The organism is Sorangium sp. So ce1504 (genome assembly GCF_051521635.1).
Lineage (GTDB): Bacteria > Myxococcota_A > Polyangia > Polyangiales > Polyangiaceae > Sorangium > Sorangium cellulosum_B.
On record NZ_CP150365.1, the window covers coordinates 10359026 to 10377095 of the forward strand.

Here is an 18070-nt window from a genome sequence, read left to right on the forward strand (position 1 = left end):
GCATTCCAATCAAAGGCGAGTCGATGCACGAGACAGCATCATCGGTACCGGAGCAGCGCCGAGCCCTTTGTGCTGACGCTCGCACGACCCCGCCGGTCGCCACCTCAACCCTCATGACCGCCGCAAACCCGGCCTCGCCCGGACGCTGCTCCAGCGCGCTCCTGGCGGAGCGGCCGTCGCTATCGTGGAGACTCGTCCGCCCAGGGCGCCGGCGCCTCCAACGCCGTGGAGGCGCCTCCGCTAGACTGGAGCAAAGCGACAGGCGCCCGTGTTAACGCGTTGCGACGGCACGCCGACCGGCTAGAACGGCTCCCCGGAAGCAACGAGCGCTGACGACAGGAGCCCCCATGACCACTGCAACGCAGATGCCCATGATGCCGCAGACGATGTCCCCCATGATGTCGACGCCGGAGATGGCCGCTGGCGCATCCATGATGCCCGGCATGATGGGCATGCCAATGATGCCCGGCATGATGGGCATGGGCATGCCGATGATGCCCATGATGGGCATGATGCCCGGCATGATGGGCATGAACATGCCAATGATGCCCGGCATGATGGGCATGAACATGCCAATGACGCCCGGCATGATGGGCATGGGCATGCCGATGATGCCCATGATGGGCATGATGCCCGGCATGATGGGCATGATGCCCGGCATGATGGGCATGGGCACGCCCATGATGTGCAAGATGTCGTGTGAGATGACCAAGGACGGAATGATCTGCAAGATGATGCCGCCCGAGGGCATGTCGATGGACGTGCTCAAGGAGCGCTGCGAGGCCATGACGAAGATGATGTCGGCCGGAATGCCCATGATGATGATGTGCGGCGGGATGCCCATGATGATGTGCACCCCCGCCATGGCCAAGTAGCGCGGCCGCAAACCTCCTCGGAGCAGCGGAGCGTCGGCGCTCACCGACGTCCTCGCGCTGCTCCGCCCCTCCGCCGCCCCTTCCCCTTTCCTCGGCGAGGAACGCGCCCCGCCTCAGGGCGCCGGCAGCGAATACGTCATCACCAGGTACATCAGCGAGTCGACGTTCGCCGGGTTGCGGTAGACGTGCGGGACATCCGCCTGGAACACGAGCGCGTCGCCCGTCGCGAGCAGAAACCGCTGTCCGTCGACGCTGATTTCAACGGTCCCCTGACAGACCACGATGTTCTCGGTCGTCCCGGGCGGGTGGGGATCGGCATTCTCCACGCCGAGCGGGGCCAGGCAGAGCTCGTAAAACTCGACCGTTCGCGGCGCATCGAACGGGAAGAGCGCGCGCGAGGTGAACTTGCCGTCGTGCGATGTCAGCCGCTTCGCGCGATCCCCGCGCAGCAGCATCGGGCCGCTCGCCGAGCGAGCGCTGACGAGCGCCGAGAACGGCACGCTGAGCGCGCGGGCGATCTTCCAGACGACGTTGATCGTGGGCGCGCTGCGGCCGAGCTCGACCTGGCCGAGCATCGCACGGCTCACGCCGGAGATCTTCGAGAGCCGCTCCAGCGAGAGGCCGCGCCGCGTCCTCAACCGCCGAAGGTTCTCCCCGACAACATGCGTGAGATCCGGCGGCGAGTCGTGGTGAGCGACCTCATAGGTCCACTCCTCCTCCAGCTCCTGCTCCTGCGCGCCGGGCCTGGCCGGCTGCACGTCGAGCGCGACCGGCAGCGCGCCGTTCACCCGGGGAAGGTCGCTGTTCTGTCGGACGGATCTCATAGGAGGATGGGCGCCACTCTACACGGGATCTCAGGGTCGGCAAACCAACCAAATTCGTCGCTGCGTCATGATGAGTGTGATCAATCATCAGGCGATTTCCGTCACTCCTAGGATATCGCCTGAACCCGATCCGTGACGTCCCTGTCGCATTCGCTTTCCCCCTCGACGCGTTCGCCCTTCCGACCAGGGTCGCGCTTCCTCCCAGCGCGCTTCGCCGCACGCTCGCTCCCCGCAGGCTCGCTCGCCACAGGCCTCTTCCCCCGCAGGCGCCTTCCCGCGGGCCGCGTCCCCCGGTCGCCCGCGCTTCCCCGCCCCTCTCCGCCTCCGGTCCGCCCCCGGCCGGCGAATCAGGTCGGCGCCCAACCGTCCCTACCGCCAGCGCGCCGAAGCGGCTACAACCTGGGCTCGCTGTGCGGCACGCTGACGCAGCGCGCTCAAGCACCGAGGACTTGCCGATGGACCACGACATCGACGACGTGATCGACGGCCGGTACACGCTGATCGAGGTGGTCGGCCAGGGAGGCCACGGCGTGGTCTACCGCGCTCTGGACCAGGAAACCGGCGCGCACGTCGCCGTCAAGTACCTGCGGCCCGAGTTCGCCAGCGATCCCGCCCTGAAAGCCCGCCTGCGGCGCGAGGCCCGCGCCATGGGGGAGCTGGCCGGCACCAGCGCGACGCACGTCTTCGCGTTCAGCGAGGCGCCCGACGGCACCCTCTACATCGTCATGGAGTTCCTGAAGGGCAGCGATCTCGAGACGGCGCTGCGCCAGCTGGAGGCGCGGAACCAGCGGCTCCCGCTCGACGAGATCCGCGAGCTGTTCCGCCCGATCGTCGACACCCTCGACGCCGCGCACGCGCGCGGCATCGTCCACCGCGATCTGAAGCCCGCGAACATCTTCGTCCTCGACCACGACACGGGCGTTCCTTCCTCCACCTCCCCGCACCGCGGGAGCGCGCCGGCCCGCGCCGGCACGGCGGGGCGGGGGCGCGTGCGTTTGCTCGATTTCGGCCTTGTCAAGGTCATGCAGGCCGACCCCCTCACCCGCGAGGGCGCGATCCCCGGCTCGCCCAGCTACATCGCGCCCGAGGTATGGAAGGGCCGGCCCCAGGAGATCGACCACCGGATCGACATCTATTCGCTCGGCGCGGTGCTCTTCCGCGCGCTCGCGGGGCGCGTGCCGTTCGCCGGCGCGAGCCGGGTCGACATCCTGCTCGCCGCCGCCCGCGGCCCGCGGCCGAGCTTGCACGCCTTCCGGCCCGACCTGCTCCCCGAGGTGGACGCGTGGGTCGCGCGGGCGCTCGCCGTGGCCCCCGAGGAGCGCTTCCAGGACGTCCGCTCGCTCTGGAGCGCGCTGGAGCCGCACCTCGACCACGCCGATCGATCCGGCGGTGAGCCTACCGGCAGAGGCGCGATCCTGCGCTGAGCACGTTCCTCACCGGACCGCCTTGCGACGCGGGAAGCGGCGCTGATAGCGTGGTGCAAACCATGCCTGAACCGAGGGCCGCAGGATGAGCTCCTCGCCCGGCCTGTTGCAGCCGAATACGCGGTTTCGCAACCGTTACCAGGTGCTGCGCGTCATCAAGGCGGGCGGCATGGGCGCCGTCTACGAGGTGATGGACGACGTCACCGCGACACGCCGCGCGCTCAAGGTGATGCTGCCCAGCCTGCTCGACAGCGAGGAGCTGCGCGCCCGCTTCGCCCTCGAGGCCCGCATCACCGGCGTCATCGAGAGCGACCACATCGTCAGGACCTCGGACGCCGGCGTCGACGAGGAGACCGGCACCCCGTTCCTCGTCATGGAGCTGCTCCGCGGCGAGGAGCTCGGCAGCCTCGTCAAGAAGCGCGGCGCCCTCCCCGCCGAGGACGTCGCGCTCTACCTGTTCCAGGCCGCGCTCGCGCTCGACAAGACGCACGCGGCGAGCATCGTCCACCGCGACCTCAAGCCGGACAACCTGTTCGTCACGGTCCGCGACGACGGCTCGCCGTGCGTGAAGATCCTCGACTTCGGGATCGCCAAGGTCATCGAGCAGCACAACGCCTCCACGCTGACGCGGCAGATGCTCGGCACGCCCGTGTACATGGCGCCGGAGCAGATCCGCGCCGAGCGCAACGTCGGCCCGCGCGCCGACATCTACGCGCTCGGGCACGTCGCGTACGCGCTCCTCGTCGGCGAGTCGTACTGGGCCCAGGAGGCCGAGGCGACCGCGTCCCCGTACATGCTCGCGGGGGAGCTCCTGCGCGGCGCGATGGAGGCGCCCAGCGCGCGCGCGGCGCGGCGGTCCTCGGCGGCGCTGCCGAAGGAGTTCGACGGCTGGTTCCTCAAGGCGACGGCGCTCAAGGCCGAGGACCGCTTCGAGCGCGCGTCCGTCGCGGTCAGCGCGCTCGCCGCCGCGCTCGACGTCGCCCTCCCGCGGGCCTCGCGCGTCATCCTCCTGCCGGAGCCGGCGGCGCCCGCGCCGAGCGCGAACCCGAGCCCGACCGACCCGACGCTGCCCTCGAAGCCCGGCACGGCGAAGGGCTTCGCCGAGGTGCCGACCGTCACGGTGCCGGAGCTGTCGTCGAAGACGCCTCCCTCACGCCCCGGTCCGGCCTCGTACCCCAGCCCGCCCTCGCGCTCCGTTGCGCCGTCGGCACCCAATCCGCCCTCGCGCTCCGTCCCTCCCTCGTTTTCTTCCGCGCCGCCCGCGCCGTCGGCCGCCTCGAAGTTCGCGGAGACCCGACCCCGGACGCCGCCCCCCCTGGACCCGCCGGGCCGGACGGGCCTCTCCGGGAGCGAGCCGTCGAGGAGGTCCGAGCTCACGTCGAGGCGCGAGCGCGCCCCGCAGCGGCGCTTCAACATCAGGCCCGACACGTCGACGGGGGTCCTCCACGTGAAGGTGTGGGGGTTCTGGGACATCGACGAGGGCAAGGCGTACCTCGACGAGTTCCGCCAGAAGGCATCGACGCTGCTCAACCTCGGGAAGCCCTGGTACGTGCTCGCCGACATCGCGGACTTCCCCCCGCAGAAGCCCGAGGTGAGCCCGTACGTCGAGCAGACCATGGCCTACGCCGTCGAGCACGGCATGCGCAAGGCGGCGAACCTCGTGAACAGCGCGCTCTCGAAGATGCAGATCTCCCGCCTGTCGGCCGCCATGGGGCTGCCCGAGTACTCGTTCTTCACCGCGGAGGCCGACGCCGTCGCGTGGCTCCTGAAGGGCTGAGCGCGAGGGGGCCGAGCGACGCCGGCCGGCCACGAAGGGCCGAGCGCGAGGCCAGCCACGAAGGGCTGAGCGCGCTCAGCCGAGGACGAACCGCCGGATGCGCCCGGCGAGGCTCCGCACCTTCTCCTCGGCCTCGAGGTAGCGCTCGGCCGCGTCGCGCAGGTGGGCCTGGCGCGACGCCATGAGCAAGCTCAGCTCGATCACGAGCTGCGGGCGCGCCTCGATGATCGGCTGCAGGGCCTCCTTCGTGATCTGGTAGAGCACCACCTCGTCGACGGCGCGCACCGTCGCGGTGCGCTCCTCGCCCGTGAGCAGCGCGAACTCCCCGAAGACGGCGCCCTTCTCGAGCGCGGCGACCGTCGCGTCCTGCCCGTCGGGGTGCCGCACCAGGACCTCGACGGTGCCGGACGCGACGACGAACATCGACGAGTCCCGCTGCCCCTGCAGCACGATCCGATCGAGCGGTCCGTACTCGATCCGGCGCGCCTTCGTCGCGAGCTTGCGGAGCTCGCGATCGAGCAGCGGCTTGAAGACCGGCGTCCGCCGGAGCAGCATCATGAGGTCCTCGGCGCTCGCCTCCCGCGCCGCCTTGCTCGGCTCCTCGAGCTCGATCGACGGCGCGGCCCCGTGGCCGTCGCGCCGCTGCAGCGCGGCGAGGTGCGACGGGTTCTTCTCCATGTACGCCTCGAGCAGGCTCGCGTTCCGCGGGATGCACTCGTCGCCCGTGTAATCCATGAGGTTCCGCTCGGCGGCCCACCGGGCGACGTCGTTCATCGACTTCCGGTACTGCCGGCACGCCGCGGGGAAGATGCCGTCCTGGTCGCCGAAGAGCCCCGTCAGCGCCTCGGGCATCAGGTTGATCCCGAACAGCCGCATGTCCCCCCGCTGGTGCCAGAGCGCGAAGTCGCGCCACCGCGGATCGATGTGCGCGAGCTCCGGGAACGCGAGCACGTTGTTCTTGAGCACGGCCCGCTCCGCGTCGCGGAACACCCGGTGCCAGGTCTCCTGCGCGTTCCAGAGGTTGGGGCCGGCGAGCTCGATCGCCTTCTGCAGGTCCGCGTGGTGGGCGTGCAGGAAGGCGAGCGTGGCCTTCTGCTTGCGCATCAGGTTCGTCAGGCTCACGGGCCCGGCCGCGAAGAAGCCGGCCGCGCGCGGCGCGATGTGCCGCATGTCCCAGACCTGCGCCCACGCCGCGACGTCGATCGACGCGCGGATCGGCGCGAACGCCGCGCCCTCCTCGAAGGCCTCGCGCTCCCCCGGCGAGAGCATGTCCGGGTAGTCGTGCTTCACGGCCTCGAAGATGCCGAGGCACGTGAGCAGCTCGAGGTAGAGGCCCACCCGGAGCAGCCAGCGGGGGTCGGGGAGGTTGCGCCGGTGCTGCTCGAGGTCCTGATGGATGGCCCGGAGGTACAGGAGCGCCTTGTCCATGCCGATGGTCAGCACGGGGAACCACGGGTGATAGCCGACGTGGAGCTCGTCGATCCCGAGCGCCCGCTGCTGGATCTCCGTGTCCGCCTTGACGAGCCGGTCGAGCAGGCGCGCGTAGAGCGAGCCGAAGCGGCCGGTGTCGAAGATCTCGATGTCCGTCGCCTCGGAGGCTACCGTCCTGCCCGCCTCGCTGAGCTTGATCTCGACGCGGAGCTGCTGCCGGAACAGGCTCGCGAACGTGAACGGCTCGAAGCCGTCGGTGACGCGCCGCCGGAACGACTCGGGCAGGTCGCCCCAGAAATAGCCGCCGCCGGTCTCCTCGCCGGGGGGGTGCGGCACGAGCTGCCGCGCCGGCACGATGGTGGCCACGTAGACCGTCTGGTGGAACGAGTTCCACGGGGCGGGCTCGAGCTTCGGGACGGGGTAGGACGAGGTCGAGACGATCTGCGGGCTGAGCGGCACGTCCATCAGGCCGGGCACCGGGCACGGCTCGCCGCCGTCGGGGCTCGCGGGGAGGAACCACGCCGACATGGTCACCTCGAACGGGCGCTCGAAGGGGGCGACGAACGCGTAGATATCGCGCAGCCGGTAGAGCAGCCACACCTCGTCGCCGAGCTCCGACGGGTCGCCGGAGGTGTTGATGCAGCCGACGCGCTCGCTGCACCCGTGCCCCGGATAGAGCGCCTCGTCGACAGGCCGCTTGCCGGGCTCGAACGGGATGAGCTCCAGCGACGGCGAGAGCTCGGCCGACTCCTCCTCCGGGCTCTGGCGCGCCTCGAGCTGGCGCAGGTACTGGCGGACCCGGGCGAGCTTGTCTTCCCAGTCCATGCCCTCCACACGGCTCATCAGCAGCCGCTTGAACTGCCTCTGGAACTCCTTCGGGGTCATCATGCTGCGTCCACCTGAGTTGCCGGGGGCCGGACAGGCCCTCCGCGAGAGCTTACCGGCTTCGCGCGCGCGGCGTCGTGCGATCAGCGCGGCGCGCGCCGCCGGGCGATCAGCGCGGGGCGCGGCGCTCCGCGATCGGGCCGAGACCACGTCGGTGCGAGCCCCTTGCAGCGCCGCGTCTCGGAAGGTACGGGCTCAAGCCCTATGGCTATCGAGATCCGCGAGCTCCGGAAGGGCGACAAGAAGGTCCTGAAGGACTTCCTGAACGTGGTCGACACCGTCTACGAGGGTGAGCCCAACTATATCCGCCCGCTCGACTTGGACATCTCCGATCGGCTCGACAAGAAGAAGAACCCGTTCTTCGAGCACGCCGAGGGGACGGCGTGGGTGGCGTACAAGGACGGCCGGCCAGCGGGTCGGATCACCGCGCAGGTCGATCACGAGCACCTCCGGGTCCACCGCGACGAGACCGGCTCGTTCGGGTTCATCGATACGATCGACGACGCCGAGACGGCCGGGGCGCTGCTCGCCGAGGCCGCGGGCTGGCTGCGCGCGCGCGGGATGAAGCGCATGCGGGGCCCCTACTCGCTCTCGACCAACGAGGAGATCGGCTGCCTCATCGAGGGCTTCGAGCTCCCGCCGGTGATGATGATGCCCTACCACCGGCCGCACCAGGGCCGGCTCATCGAGCAGGCGGGGCTCGAGAAGGTGAAGGACCTCTACGCGTGGGGCTACGAGGTCGGCAAGGTCCCCGCCCGGGCGCAGAAGGCCCACGCCGAGGTCCTGGCGATGCCGGAGGTGCACACGCGCTGCGGCGATCCGAAGAACCTGCTCCGCGACATCCGGATCCTCATGGACGTCTACAACGACGCCTGGAGCGACAACTGGGGCTTCGTCCCGATGACCGAGAAGGAGCTCGTCAAGTGGTCGAAGGACGTGCGGCTCATCCTGATGCCCGAGCTCACCAAGATCACGTTCATCGACGGCGAGCCGGCCGCCGTGTCGCTCGGGCTGCCCGACCTCAACCAGCTGATCAAGGACTTCCACGGCAAGCTCCTCCCGGGCGGCATCTTCAAGCTGCTGTGGCGGCTGCGCGTGCGCGGCCCGAAGCGCGGGCGCCTCGTCGTGCTCGGCATCCGCAAGAAGTGGCGCCACGTGCGGCGCTACGCCGGGCTCAGCGCCTTCCTCTACGTCGAGATGAACCGCGCGGCGCATCTGCTCGGCATGGAGGGCGGCGAGCTGGGGTGGACGCTGGAGGACAACGCCGCCATCAACGCGGGCATCCGGCTGATGGGCGGCCGGGTCCACAAGAAATACCGCGTCTACGAGCGGGCGCTGTGATGGACGCGCGCGCCAGCGCCGAGCGGCGCGGGCGGCTCGACGCGGGCGCCGGCAGCTCGACGTGGGCGCCAGCGCCGGCGCCACGTCGAGCCGCCGGCGCGCGCCGGGACCGGAAAGGAGGAGCGGATCGATGAGGGTGCTGGTCACGGGCGCGAGCGGGTTCCTCGGCTCGCACGTCGCCGAGCAGCTCGTGCAACAGGGGCACAGCGTCGTCGCCCTGGTGCGGCGCTCGTCGGACACGAGGTTCCTGTCGTCGCTGCGCGGGGTCGAGCTCGCGTACGGCGCCGTCGAGGACGCGGAGAGCGTCCGCCGCGCGGTCGTCGGCCCGCCGGGCGTCGACGCGATCGTGCACTCGGCCGGGCTGGTCAAGGCGCGCGACGAGGCGGAGTTCTTCCGGATCAACGTCGACGGCACGCGGAACCTGCTCGACGCGGCGAAGGCGGCGCCGGCGGGGACGATGCGGCGGTTCGTGTTCGTCTCGAGCCTCGCCGCCATCGGCCCGAGCCTTGACGGGCGCCCCATCGCCGCCGACGCGCGCCCGGCCCCGGTGACGCGCTACGGGCGCTCGAAGCTCGAGGCCGAGCGGCTGGTCCTCGCCGAGAAGGGCGCGTTGCCCGTGGTCGTCATGCGCCCCCCGATGATCTACGGCCCGCGCGACCAGGAGTCGTTCGCGTTCTTCCAGAGCGTCGCGCGCCGCTTCCTCCCGATGCTCGGCGACGGCAGGAACACGCTCAGCGTCATCTACGCCTCCGATGCGGCCGCCGCGTGCATCCGGGCGATCGAGAGCGACGTGCCGAGCGGCCGCGCCTACTTCATCGACGACGGAAGCGTGTATGTGTGGCGCGACATGCTGGCGGACGTGGAGGCGGCGCTCGGCGCGCGGGCGCTCGTCCGTCTCGGCGTCCCGTTCTCGCTCGTGCGCGGCGCCGCGCTCGCGAGCGAGGGGCTCGGCCGCCTCACCGGCAAGGCCGTGATGCTCACGCGCGACAAGCTGAACGAGCTCTCCGCGTCGCACTGGGTCTGCGACTCGAGCGACGCCCGCAGGGAGCTCGGCTGGGCGCCCGAGGTGAGCTGGGCGGAGGGGACGCGCCGCGCGGTCGCCTGGTACCGCGAGCACGGCTGGCTGTGACGTGACGCCGCGCCGCGCGCCGTTTGACGCTCGCCCGCGGCCTCCGTACCGTAATTGCATGTTCCGCTGTCCGCCGGTTGCCCCGGGCCTCGTCGCGATGGCGCTCGGCCTGACGGCGGCGCCCGCGCAGGCCCAGGAGCCGCTTCGAGACGGCGCCGCCGCGGCGGCTCCGGACGCGGGCAGCGCGGCGGCGGCGCCGGCTGCGCGCGGCGCGCCGGACGCGCCCGCCGCACGGTCGGCCCTGCGCGGCGCCGTCGTGGTGGCGGTGGACGACGCAAGCGCCGAGGCGGCTCGCTCGCTCGCCCGCGCGATCTACGGCGACCCCGCGCTCCGCCCGCCCATCGACGAGGCGACAGCGCAGGTGCTCGCCGGCGATCCGCCGCGCCCGGACGCGCCGGCCGCCGTGAAGGAGCTCGCGGAGGTGCGCAGCTCCGCCGGGCGCGCCGAGTCCGAGCCGGTCGCGCGCGGGCTGCTCGCGTCGCTCGGCGCGGGCGCAGGCGCGGCGCTCGTCGTCGCGGTGAGCACGGCGCACGGCCACCCCGTGGCGCGCGTGCTCCGGGTCGCGGGCGCGAGTTACGCGCCGCTCGAGCTCGGCGCGACGGTCCAGCGGACCGCCGACGGCGCGGCCGCCCCCGCCGGGGCGATCTTCGGCTGGCCGGGCGCGGGCGCGGCCGTGCGCGCGCTGCTCGCTGGAGACGAACGGAGCGGAGGCGCGGCGGGTCGCGCCGCGACGCCGCCCGCGCCCACCTCATCGCGACAGGGCTCCTCGGGACCTCGCGGACCTCGCGCCGACGTCGCCCAGGCGGCGCCGAGGTCCGCGGACGGCGGCGCCAGCTCGTCGGGGCCGTCGGAGCGGCGCTCGACGTGGAGCTCCCCCTGGTTCTGGGGGCCGCTCGCTGGCGTCGTCGCGACCGGGATCGTCGTGCTGGTGCTGGCCCAGACGGGCGGCGATGACGGCGACACCGTGCACCTCCGGGGCCGGATCGCGCCATGACGCGCTCCTCCCGGCGCAACCCAGCGGGGTTGGGGCTGAGGCTCGCCGCGCTCCTCTGCGTCGCGATCATCGCCGCGCCCGCGCGGCTCGCCGGCGCCGCGCCCCGCGTCTACGACGCGCCCGCCGCGTCGCGCGACGGCAGCGCCGATTTTCTCGTGCCGCCGCCGCCGCCGGCGTACCACACCGAGGATCTCGGCTGGATCGAGTTCGCCTATCACCCGTCCACCCGCGACCGTGTCCGCCCGCTGATCGCCCGCGCCGGCGACCTACGCGCCGAGCTCGGCGCCCTGCTCGGCCGCGACGTGCTGACCGCCCCCGTGAAGGTCCGGATCGCGGATGTGCCCGCCGAGCTCGACGATCTCGTCCCCGGGGGCCTCGCTGGCCCCGTGACGGCGATCTCGTTCGGCGCGCTGCGGCTCGCGGTCCTGAGCGCCTCTCCGCGGCTCGGCGCCGAGACGCCCGATCTCGAGGGCGCCTTCCGTCACGCGCTCGCGCACCTCGCCCTGGATGAGGTGACGGGCGGCGCCGTGGTCCCGCGCTGGTTCCACGAGGGGTTCGCCGCCCACGTGGCCGGAGACCGCGGCGCTCGTCGCGCGCAGGTGCTCTCGGTCGCCGCGCTCCGGGGGCGCCTCCTCCCGCTCGACGAGCTCGAGGCGAACCTGACAGGCGCCGAGGACACGGCCGGCTCGCTGCCCTACGCGCAGGCGGCCGACATCGTCCGCTTCCTCGTCGATGACGAGCGGCGGCAGAGCTTCGTGCGCGCGCTGGCTCAGGCGCGCGGCGGCGTGCCGCTCGAGGCCGCGCTCGGGGCCGCCTATGTCTCGACGGGCCGCGAGATCGAGCTCGCGTGGCGCGCCAGCGTCGCGCGCCGCTACGGCTTCGTCCCGGTGCTGGCCGGCTCGCTGCTGGCGATCGGGCTGCTGGTCTCCGGCCGGCTGGCCGTGCAGCGGCTCCGCAGCCGGAGGTCGCCGCCGCCTCCCGCGCCGCGCCGCCGGCTCCGCGCGGCGTCGGAGGTACGCCACCGGCCCGCGCGCCCGTCCACGGTCCAGCTCGTCGCCACCCTGGGCGCGCGTCACCGCAACGAGGTCGACGGCGACGCGGAGGTCCCGAAGGTGGAGCACAACGGCCAGTGGCACACGCTCCACTGAACGCCACGGAGGAGACCCCTCCTCGGCCCGATCCCGCCGGACCGCAGCGCCGCCTGACGGAGCTCGCGCTCGGCGCGGCCTGGCTCATCGGCCTCGCCGCGGCCCTGCAGATCGTGTCCGTGCTCCTGTCGTCGAGCCCGCTCGCGGCGGCGCTCGCCGGCGCGGTCGTCGCCGACGCCGTCGCGGCGCGGGCCGGCGTGCAGTGGACCGACCCTCTGGAGCCGGAGGGCCCAGGCCGCCGCGCGCGCCTCGCCCGTCGCGTCGGGCTCGGCGCTGCGCTGGGCGCGCTCGCCGTGCTGATCACGCTCGGCGTCTCCGCGGTGCTGGGGTGGGTGACCGTCGAGGCCGGGGCGCCCTCGGCGAGCCTCGGCTTCGCCCTGGCGCGCGCGATCGCCCTCGCTGTCCGCGACGAGCTCCTGCTCACCGGCATCCCGTTCGCCGCCGCGGCGCGCGCCGGCCTCTCGCCCCGCCCCGCGCTGGTCTTCTCCGCCCTCGCGCACGGCGCCGCGCTCGGGCTCGCGCCGGGCGCGTCCCCGTCGAGCTTCGCCCTCGCGACCACGCTCGGCGCGCTCGCCGCGGCGCTCTTCCTGCGCGGCCGCGGCGTGTTCGCGGCGGTCGCCGTCCACGCGAGCTTCACCGCGCTCGCGGGCGCTGGTCTGCGCGGCGCCCTGCTCGACGCCACGTGGATCGACGGCGCCCTCGCTTCGGGCACGCAGGCCTTCGGCCCGCCTGCCTGGCTCGGCGCGGCCGTGCTCGCCATCCTCGCCGCGCTCACCCTCCGCGCCGGCGCCCTGCAGCCTGACCGTCCAGCACGGTAAAGCGCCCCCGCCCCGCGCGGCCGCCACGAAGCTCTCGCCGCCGCGCCGGCATGAAGCGCGCCGCACCCGCGTTGTAGTTCCGGACATCGGCGCTGGCGGCGCCGCGTCCATCGCAGCTGCGCACTCGGCCTCTCCCTTCCACCGCCGGCGTCCGGTTTCCAGCGCTCGGCGCGTCACATCCACCGGACCGACACCGACATTTCACAGCGCCGTGAGAGCACGTGCCGCGCCAGCGGATCGCGGGCGAACGCGCGCGATCTCCCACAGCGCCTCACCCCTCGGACACGGCTATGTCATATTTCAGCGCACCGCGTCAAGCACACATTGACGCGCCGCCTTCGAGGAACCAACGATCAGGTATGCACTGCGAAAGGATCCTTCGGATTGCGCCGATGATGCTGCTCGCGCTCGTGTCGACGGGCTGCGGCATGGCGACGATGATCGACACGAACACGCGCTCCATCCAGGCAACGACGGAGGAGATGCGGCGGACCCGCGCGACGATCGAGGATTCGAATCAGACGCTGCGGAGCTCGCAGGAGAGCATCGATCAGCTCGCTGAGCTGCGTCAGCCGATGGAGAAGCTCGCCGAGATGCAAGCGGCGATGGAGCGGCTGGCCGAGCTCAAGGGGTCGATGGACGCAATGCAGCAGAGCATGCGGGAGACCGCGCGCCTCAAGGAGTCGATGGATCGGCTGAGCGAGATGGAGGCCACCATCGCCGCGATGAACGAGAGCCTCGTGGGCATCCGCGGCCCGCTCACGGACGTCGCCGCCCTGAACGCGCCGATGCGCGACGTCGCCGCCCTGGACGCGCCGATGCGCGACGTCGCCGGGCTGAAGCAGCCGATGGAGCAGGTCGCGACGCTGCGCGAGCCGATGAAGGAGGTGAGCAAGCTGTCGGCGCCTATGGAGGAGATCAGCCAGCTCGGGGGCGATGCGTCGCGCCAGACCGGCCTCATCGCCATCGGCCTGCTCGGCTGGGGCGTCGTGACGTTCCTCGGCGTGTACTTCGGCGTACAGGCCGGTACCCGCCGCCAGCAGCGCCTGGCGCAGGGAGATAGGGACTCGAGCGCGGGGCCGGCGCCTGCCGAGCCCGCGCCGCGCGTCCTCACCGAGAGCCGGAGCTTCGAGCGCCGGGCCCAGATCAAGTCGATGTGATCGAGCTCTGCCGGACGCCTGTCCGGCCGGCGAACGGCGGAGTCGCCCGCCGCCCGCCGTCACATCATCCACCGATCAACGATACGTATTCCAGTGAGCCGACATGCGATCGGCCTGCCCTGCAGTGAACCCATCCATGCAGGAGTCGTCGGTGTAATCCATGAAGTTCTGGACCGGGTCGAGCCCACCTCCCCGGCAGCTGTCCCTGTTCAGCGGGCAGCCATACGCGGCGCTGCGCTCGGACGACGTGTCCGCCACGCCGTCACCGCTCTTGTTGCAGCCACCTTCGAACGTGTGGAAGAGGCCGAGCCAGTGGCCGACCTCATGCGTACCCGTATCCCCCTCGTTGTACGGCGCCGCATTGCCGCCGGGTAACGTGGAATGGAGCAAGACGACGCCGTCGTCGGTCGGACGGACCGCGTAGCTCGAGGGGAACGTCGCCCAGCCCAGCAGACCGCCGCCCGGATTGGCCGTGTAGAGATTGAGGTGGTCTGGCCCACCAATGCGGAGCGCGGCCTTGGCCTGCCGCTCGGCCGAAGAGCCCGACGACATGGTGTACCAGGTCGCGTTCCTCGTCCGATCGACGGAGGCCAGCGTGAAGCTGAAGCGGGTGTTCGCGTACGCCTCGTTGAGCACCTCTATCTGCTCCGCGATCATCCCGTCCGTCACGTCGCCGTTCGACACGCCGATGCCCTTGTTGATGACGTGGACGTGCACGGGGATCTCGACCGCCACGCCCGCCGAGAACCCGAGCGCCATCTGGCTGCGGACGAACTGCTCGACGGCTTCCTTCTCAACGTCGCTCAGCTCGGCGGTCGCGCAGCCGCGCCGCAGGGGCGCCGGCGCCGCCTCGACCTGCTCGGGCTCGACGTCGACGACGGCCGGCGCATCCTCCACGGGGGTCGAGGGGTCGGCGCCGCACGCGACGCCCAAGGCAGCGATCAAGACTAAGGCAAATACTTCCGCACACGTCCGAGCTCGCATGGACACTCTCCTTGGTTCATTTCCCCGCAAAGGAAGCATGAATATATATCCGCGATCACAATCGGTTCAATTCCAAAAGGGCTGATTCCACTCGCGACGACCAAGGAAGATTCCATGTCTTGGTCGTTCTGGTCGTTCTGGTCGTCTTGCGTGTCTTGCGCTCTCTCGCCGAACGCCGACAGGCCCCCCGGACATGCAGAGCGATGACGAGGCGCAGCGGCCCGCGTGGAACGGACACGCCGATTGCTCCAACTTGGATCGATCGCTCCATTATGGAGCACACGTCGAGAGCGGCGCGGACCGAGGGAGCGCCCCTCGACTCGAGATCAGACGACGACGGGGACCTGGCTGTTCCGCCTGTTCCATGTCCTCCGCGCCTTCGGGATCAGGGCCCGCGGAGCTCACCCCGATTTCGAGGCGCCTTCCCGAGGAGCGCCGCACCGCGCGCCCATCCGCCTCGTCTGTGCAGATCGAGCGACGCTCGAAGCCAGGTGCACGACGTTATCCAAACTCTCCGCCTGCCACATCCTCTCGGAGCCGGGTCGGCGCTCGCCGCCGCCGGCCCTCTCGTCGGGGCCGCGCCGGGCACGCGCGCACGCGGTCCGAACGAGGCAGGCGCTGCGTTCTCGCGGGCGGTGGCGCGGCGGGCTCGGCGGCGGTCCTGCGATCTCGCTCACACTGGCACGCGGCCGACCCGGGCGCTGCGCGGCCGACGGGCGCGATGCATCGTGATTGCAGTACCCTCCTGGCGACGGTAGATGTCTGGCATGGCGCGTACGAAAGCAGGTCAGTCCGCGGAGGAGCTCCGTGAGCAGATCCGGGCGGCCGGCCTGCGGGCCACCTCGCCGCGCATCGCGGTGCTCCACAGCCTCGGCCGCTCGCGGACGCCCGTCAGCCACGCGGAGCTCGCTGCTGAGCTCGCCCCGAAAGGGTGGGATCGCGCCACCATCTACCGGAACCTGATCGACTTGACCAACGCCGGGCTCGTGCGCCGCACCGACATGGGCGACCACCTCTGGCGGTTCGAGCTGCGGGAGTCCACCGGAACCCACGCGGCGGACGAGCACCCGCACTTCATGTGCGACACATGCGGCGATGTGCTCTGCCTCCCTGACGAGAGCATCGAAATCAAGGCGGCGCGCGGCGCGCCGCGCGCGTTGCGGCGCAAGGGACTCCAGATCCAGCTCAAGGGCCGCTGCGATCGGTGCGTGCAGGCCTGAGCGGCGGAGCAGCCCTCGGTCATCGGCGACCCCCGGCCACCGGCGGCCCCGAGCCGCGTGAATGACGCGGCGCTCGGCGGCGCTCAGCGACCACAGACTGCTGTCCGCATCCTGGTTGCAACACCAATTTGATATTGATTAGGCTACGTGGCTCGGGCATAGCCCACCGCGCCCATGCTCGCGCTCGTCGTCGTCCTGTCGATCGCCGGCCTCGCCGTGGGGCCGCTCCTCGTGGCGCTCGGCCGGCGCCAGGCGCTGCCGACGTCGGCGCTCGACGGGCTGACGCTCGGCCTCGTGCCCGCGCTCGTCCTCACGCGCCACCTGCCGCACGTCGTCGAGGAGATCGGAGCGCAGGCGCTCCTCTGGGCGGCGCTCGGGTACGCGGCGCTCGGGCTCACGGAGCACCGGCGGCGTGACACCGGCGAGGTGCTGGGGCGGGAGATCGCGTTCTCGGCGCTCGCCGTGCACGGGCTGCTCGACGGCGCCGGGCTCGCGCTGGCCGTGGCTGCGGCTGACAGCAGCGCGGACGGGGTGCTCTTCGCGAGCGCCGTCCTCGTGCACCGGCTGCCCGAGGGGCTGTCGCTCGCGGCGCGCTTCCTGCCCGCCTGGGGCTGGCGGCAGCTCGCCGCGCGCCTCGGGCTCCTCGGGCTGCTCACCGTCCTCGGCGCCCTCCTCGGCCAGCGCGCCGTGGAGAGCCTCCCCCACGAGTCGTTCGAGGTGTTCATCGCGTTCGGCCTCGGCGTCCTCCTGCGGCTCGTGGTCCACACGCACGAGGCGCCGCCTCGGGGGGTGCGCGCGCGGACGGCGAGCGCGATCGCCTTCGCCTCGGGGCTCTGCGTCGCGCTCGCGCTCCCCAGCCCGGAGAGCTCCTTCACGAGCGCGCACGCGTCCGAGCTGTCGTTCGCCGAGTCGCTCGGCCCGCTGTTCATCGAGACGGCGCCCGCCGTGCTCGCCGGGCTCGCCATGGCGGGGCTCCTGCGCGCGCTCTCTCCGAGCGTCCTGCATCGCTCGATCGGCTCGCTGCGCGGCGGCGCGGCGCTGCCCGGGGCCGCCCGCAGCCTGGCGTCCGGGCCGCCGCTGCCCCTCTCGCTGCCCCTCTGCGCCTGCGGCGTTGCGCCGCGCATGCAGCGGCTCCCGCGCGCGAGCGCGCCGGTCGCCTCGGTCGTCGCCGTCGTCCTCTGCGCGCCGGCGCTCGATCCTGCCGGCGCGCTGCTCTCGCTGCGGATGCTCGGCCTGCCGTTCACCGCGGCGCGCGTCGCGGGCGGCGCGCTCCTCGCCGTGCTGGTCGCGCTCCTCGTCGCCAGGGTGGCCAGGACGAAAGGCTCGAGCGCCGCGCCCTCCGGCGGCGAGCCGCCCGTCGTCGCCGGGACCGTGGCATCGCCGGGCGCGCGGCTCCGCGCCGCCGTCGCCGAGGCCGTCGGTCCAGCGCTCGATCACATGGCCGCCTGGTACGTCGCGGGCCTGGTGCTCGCCGCCGTCCTCGAGGCGGCCATCGCGCCGGCCGCAGCGCGCGCGCTCGGCGCGCCGGACGACGTCCTCGTGAGCGCGCTCCTCGCGGTGCCCGCTCACGTGTGCGCGCAAGGCGCGGCGCCGCTCGCCGCGGTGATGATCCACAAGGGGCTCCCGGTCGGCGCGGCGCTCGCGTTTCTCGTGGCGGGGCCGGCGACCCACATCGCGGCGCTCGGCGGCCTGCATCGGGCGTTCGGAGCGCGCGCCGCCGCCGCCTCCGCGCTCTTCAGCGTCACCTTTGCCGTCGCGCTCGGCCTCGTCGCGAACGCCTTCGTCCCCCTCTCGGCAATCCCGGGCCTCCACGACCTCGCGTCGCAGGAGCACTCCACCATCGCGTGGGTCTGCGCGGCCGCGCTCGGCGCGCTCCTGCTCTCGAGCTTCATGAGGCTCGGCCCTCGCGCATGGCTCGGCGGCATGCGTGGCGCCGGCGACACCGGTGCGTCCGGGTCAGAGGGGCCGCATGCGCCCTGCGCACACGCACATCGCTGCAGCGCGAGCGGCGCACCGGACGACCACGGCGCGCCGCCCGCGTGACGCCGGGCTCCCCGGAA

The 18070-nt window shown here is 72.3% G+C and carries 14 protein-coding genes; 11 read left to right on the forward strand and 3 right to left on the reverse strand.

Going from position 1 to position 18070, the window contains the following annotated elements; all coding sequences use genetic code 11:
* Positions 1 to 347 precede the first annotated feature (347 nt).
* The gene (locus WMF39_RS38935) at positions 348 to 875 is read left to right on the forward strand and encodes a hypothetical protein (RefSeq protein WP_437741530.1); all 528 of its coding nucleotides are present in this window, start codon (positions 348 to 350) and stop codon (positions 873 to 875) included.
* 113 nt (positions 876 to 988) lie between these two features.
* On the opposite strand, the gene WMF39_RS38940 is transcribed toward WMF39_RS38935, so the two are convergent.
* A complete protein-coding gene (locus WMF39_RS38940) occupies positions 989 to 1699 on the reverse strand; it encodes a helix-turn-helix domain-containing protein (RefSeq protein WP_437741531.1) in 711 nt (236 codons plus the stop codon).
* A gap of 455 nt (positions 1700 to 2154) precedes the next feature.
* On the opposite strand from WMF39_RS38940, the gene WMF39_RS38945 reads away from it, so the two are divergent.
* Both WMF39_RS38945 and WMF39_RS38950 read left to right on the forward strand, forming a co-directional pair.
* The gene (locus tag WMF39_RS38945; RefSeq protein WP_437741532.1) at positions 2155 to 3123 is read left to right on the forward strand and encodes a serine/threonine-protein kinase; all 969 of its coding nucleotides are present in this window, start codon (positions 2155 to 2157) and stop codon (positions 3121 to 3123) included.
* 85 nt (positions 3124 to 3208) lie between these two features.
* The gene (locus WMF39_RS38950; protein ID WP_437741533.1) at positions 3209 to 4900 is read left to right on the forward strand and encodes a serine/threonine protein kinase; all 1692 of its coding nucleotides are present in this window, start codon (positions 3209 to 3211) and stop codon (positions 4898 to 4900) included.
* Positions 4901 to 4975: 75 nt separating this feature from the next.
* Here the strand turns inward: WMF39_RS38950 and WMF39_RS38955 are convergent, their stop codons facing one another.
* Entirely contained in the window at positions 4976 to 7219 is a 2244-nt protein-coding gene (locus tag WMF39_RS38955) for a cyclic nucleotide-binding domain-containing protein (protein ID WP_437741534.1), read from the reverse strand.
* 201 nt (positions 7220 to 7420) lie between these two features.
* Here WMF39_RS38955 and WMF39_RS38960 point away from each other — a divergent pair, with 201 nt between their 5' ends.
* From WMF39_RS38960 to WMF39_RS38985, 6 genes are all read left to right on the forward strand, one after another.
* The gene (locus WMF39_RS38960) at positions 7421 to 8557 is read left to right on the forward strand and encodes a hypothetical protein (RefSeq protein WP_437741535.1); all 1137 of its coding nucleotides are present in this window, start codon (positions 7421 to 7423) and stop codon (positions 8555 to 8557) included.
* 130 nt (positions 8558 to 8687) lie between these two features.
* Positions 8688 to 9686 (forward strand): NAD-dependent epimerase/dehydratase family protein, encoded by a 999-nt coding sequence (locus WMF39_RS38965; protein ID WP_437741536.1) that lies wholly within the window; start codon positions 8688 to 8690, stop codon positions 9684 to 9686.
* Between the two features lie 58 nt (positions 9687 to 9744).
* On the forward strand, positions 9745 to 10680 hold the full coding sequence (locus tag WMF39_RS38970; RefSeq protein WP_437741537.1) for a hypothetical protein: 936 nt from the start codon (positions 9745 to 9747) through the stop codon (positions 10678 to 10680).
* Complete coding sequence (locus tag WMF39_RS38975; protein ID WP_437741538.1) at positions 10677 to 11828, forward strand: peptidase MA family metallohydrolase; 1152 nt, start codon at positions 10677 to 10679, stop codon at positions 11826 to 11828. The genes WMF39_RS38970 and WMF39_RS38975 overlap by 4 nt, the downstream gene beginning before the upstream one ends.
* Positions 11810 to 12646, forward strand: coding sequence for a CPBP family glutamic-type intramembrane protease (locus WMF39_RS38980; protein ID WP_437741539.1), 837 nt, complete (start codon positions 11810 to 11812; stop codon positions 12644 to 12646). Before WMF39_RS38975 ends, WMF39_RS38980 begins: the two co-directional genes overlap by 19 nt.
* A gap of 359 nt (positions 12647 to 13005) precedes the next feature.
* On the forward strand, positions 13006 to 13806 hold the full coding sequence (locus WMF39_RS38985) for a hypothetical protein (RefSeq protein ID WP_437741540.1): 801 nt from the start codon (positions 13006 to 13008) through the stop codon (positions 13804 to 13806).
* Positions 13807 to 13881: 75 nt separating this feature from the next.
* Here WMF39_RS38985 and WMF39_RS38990 read toward each other — a convergent pair whose 3' ends face one another.
* Positions 13882 to 14790, reverse strand: a complete 909-nt coding sequence (locus tag WMF39_RS38990) for a zinc metalloprotease (RefSeq protein ID WP_437741541.1) — start codon at positions 14788 to 14790, stop codon at positions 13882 to 13884.
* A gap of 767 nt (positions 14791 to 15557) precedes the next feature.
* On the opposite strand from WMF39_RS38990, the gene WMF39_RS38995 reads away from it, so the two are divergent.
* Both WMF39_RS38995 and WMF39_RS39000 read left to right on the forward strand, forming a co-directional pair.
* Positions 15558 to 16010, forward strand: coding sequence for a Fur family transcriptional regulator (locus tag WMF39_RS38995; RefSeq protein ID WP_437741542.1), 453 nt, complete (start codon positions 15558 to 15560; stop codon positions 16008 to 16010).
* Positions 16011 to 16184: 174 nt separating this feature from the next.
* Positions 16185 to 18053 carry a permease gene (locus tag WMF39_RS39000; protein ID WP_437741543.1) on the forward strand — a complete coding sequence of 623 codons (1869 nt, stop codon included), beginning with the start codon at positions 16185 to 16187 and terminating at the stop codon, positions 18051 to 18053.
* Positions 18054 to 18070 lie beyond the last annotated feature (17 nt).

Coding starts and splice junctions, on each gene's coding strand:
- WMF39_RS38970 (WP_437741537.1), top strand. CDS start 9,745: ATGTTCCGCTGTCCGCCGGTTGCCCCGGGCCTCGTCGCGATGGCGCTC.
- WMF39_RS38950 (WP_437741533.1), top strand. CDS start 3,209: ATGAGCTCCTCGCCCGGCCTGTTGCAGCCGAATACGCGGTTTCGCAAC.
- WMF39_RS39000 (WP_437741543.1), top strand. CDS start 16,185: ATGCTCGCGCTCGTCGTCGTCCTGTCGATCGCCGGCCTCGCCGTGGGG.
- WMF39_RS38965 (WP_437741536.1), top strand. CDS start 8,688: ATGAGGGTGCTGGTCACGGGCGCGAGCGGGTTCCTCGGCTCGCACGTC.
- WMF39_RS38990 (WP_437741541.1), bottom strand. CDS start 14,790: ATGCGAGCTCGGACGTGTGCGGAAGTATTTGCCTTAGTCTTGATCGCT.
- WMF39_RS38960 (WP_437741535.1), top strand. CDS start 7,421: ATGGCTATCGAGATCCGCGAGCTCCGGAAGGGCGACAAGAAGGTCCTG.
- WMF39_RS38940 (WP_437741531.1), bottom strand. CDS start 1,699: ATGAGATCCGTCCGACAGAACAGCGACCTTCCCCGGGTGAACGGCGCG.
- WMF39_RS38995 (WP_437741542.1), top strand. CDS start 15,558: ATGGCGCGTACGAAAGCAGGTCAGTCCGCGGAGGAGCTCCGTGAGCAG.
- WMF39_RS38935 (WP_437741530.1), top strand. CDS start 348: ATGACCACTGCAACGCAGATGCCCATGATGCCGCAGACGATGTCCCCC.
- WMF39_RS38945 (WP_437741532.1), top strand. CDS start 2,155: ATGGACCACGACATCGACGACGTGATCGACGGCCGGTACACGCTGATC.
- WMF39_RS38985 (WP_437741540.1), top strand. CDS start 13,006: ATGCACTGCGAAAGGATCCTTCGGATTGCGCCGATGATGCTGCTCGCG.
- WMF39_RS38955 (WP_437741534.1), bottom strand. CDS start 7,219: ATGATGACCCCGAAGGAGTTCCAGAGGCAGTTCAAGCGGCTGCTGATG.
- WMF39_RS38975 (WP_437741538.1), top strand. CDS start 10,677: ATGACGCGCTCCTCCCGGCGCAACCCAGCGGGGTTGGGGCTGAGGCTC.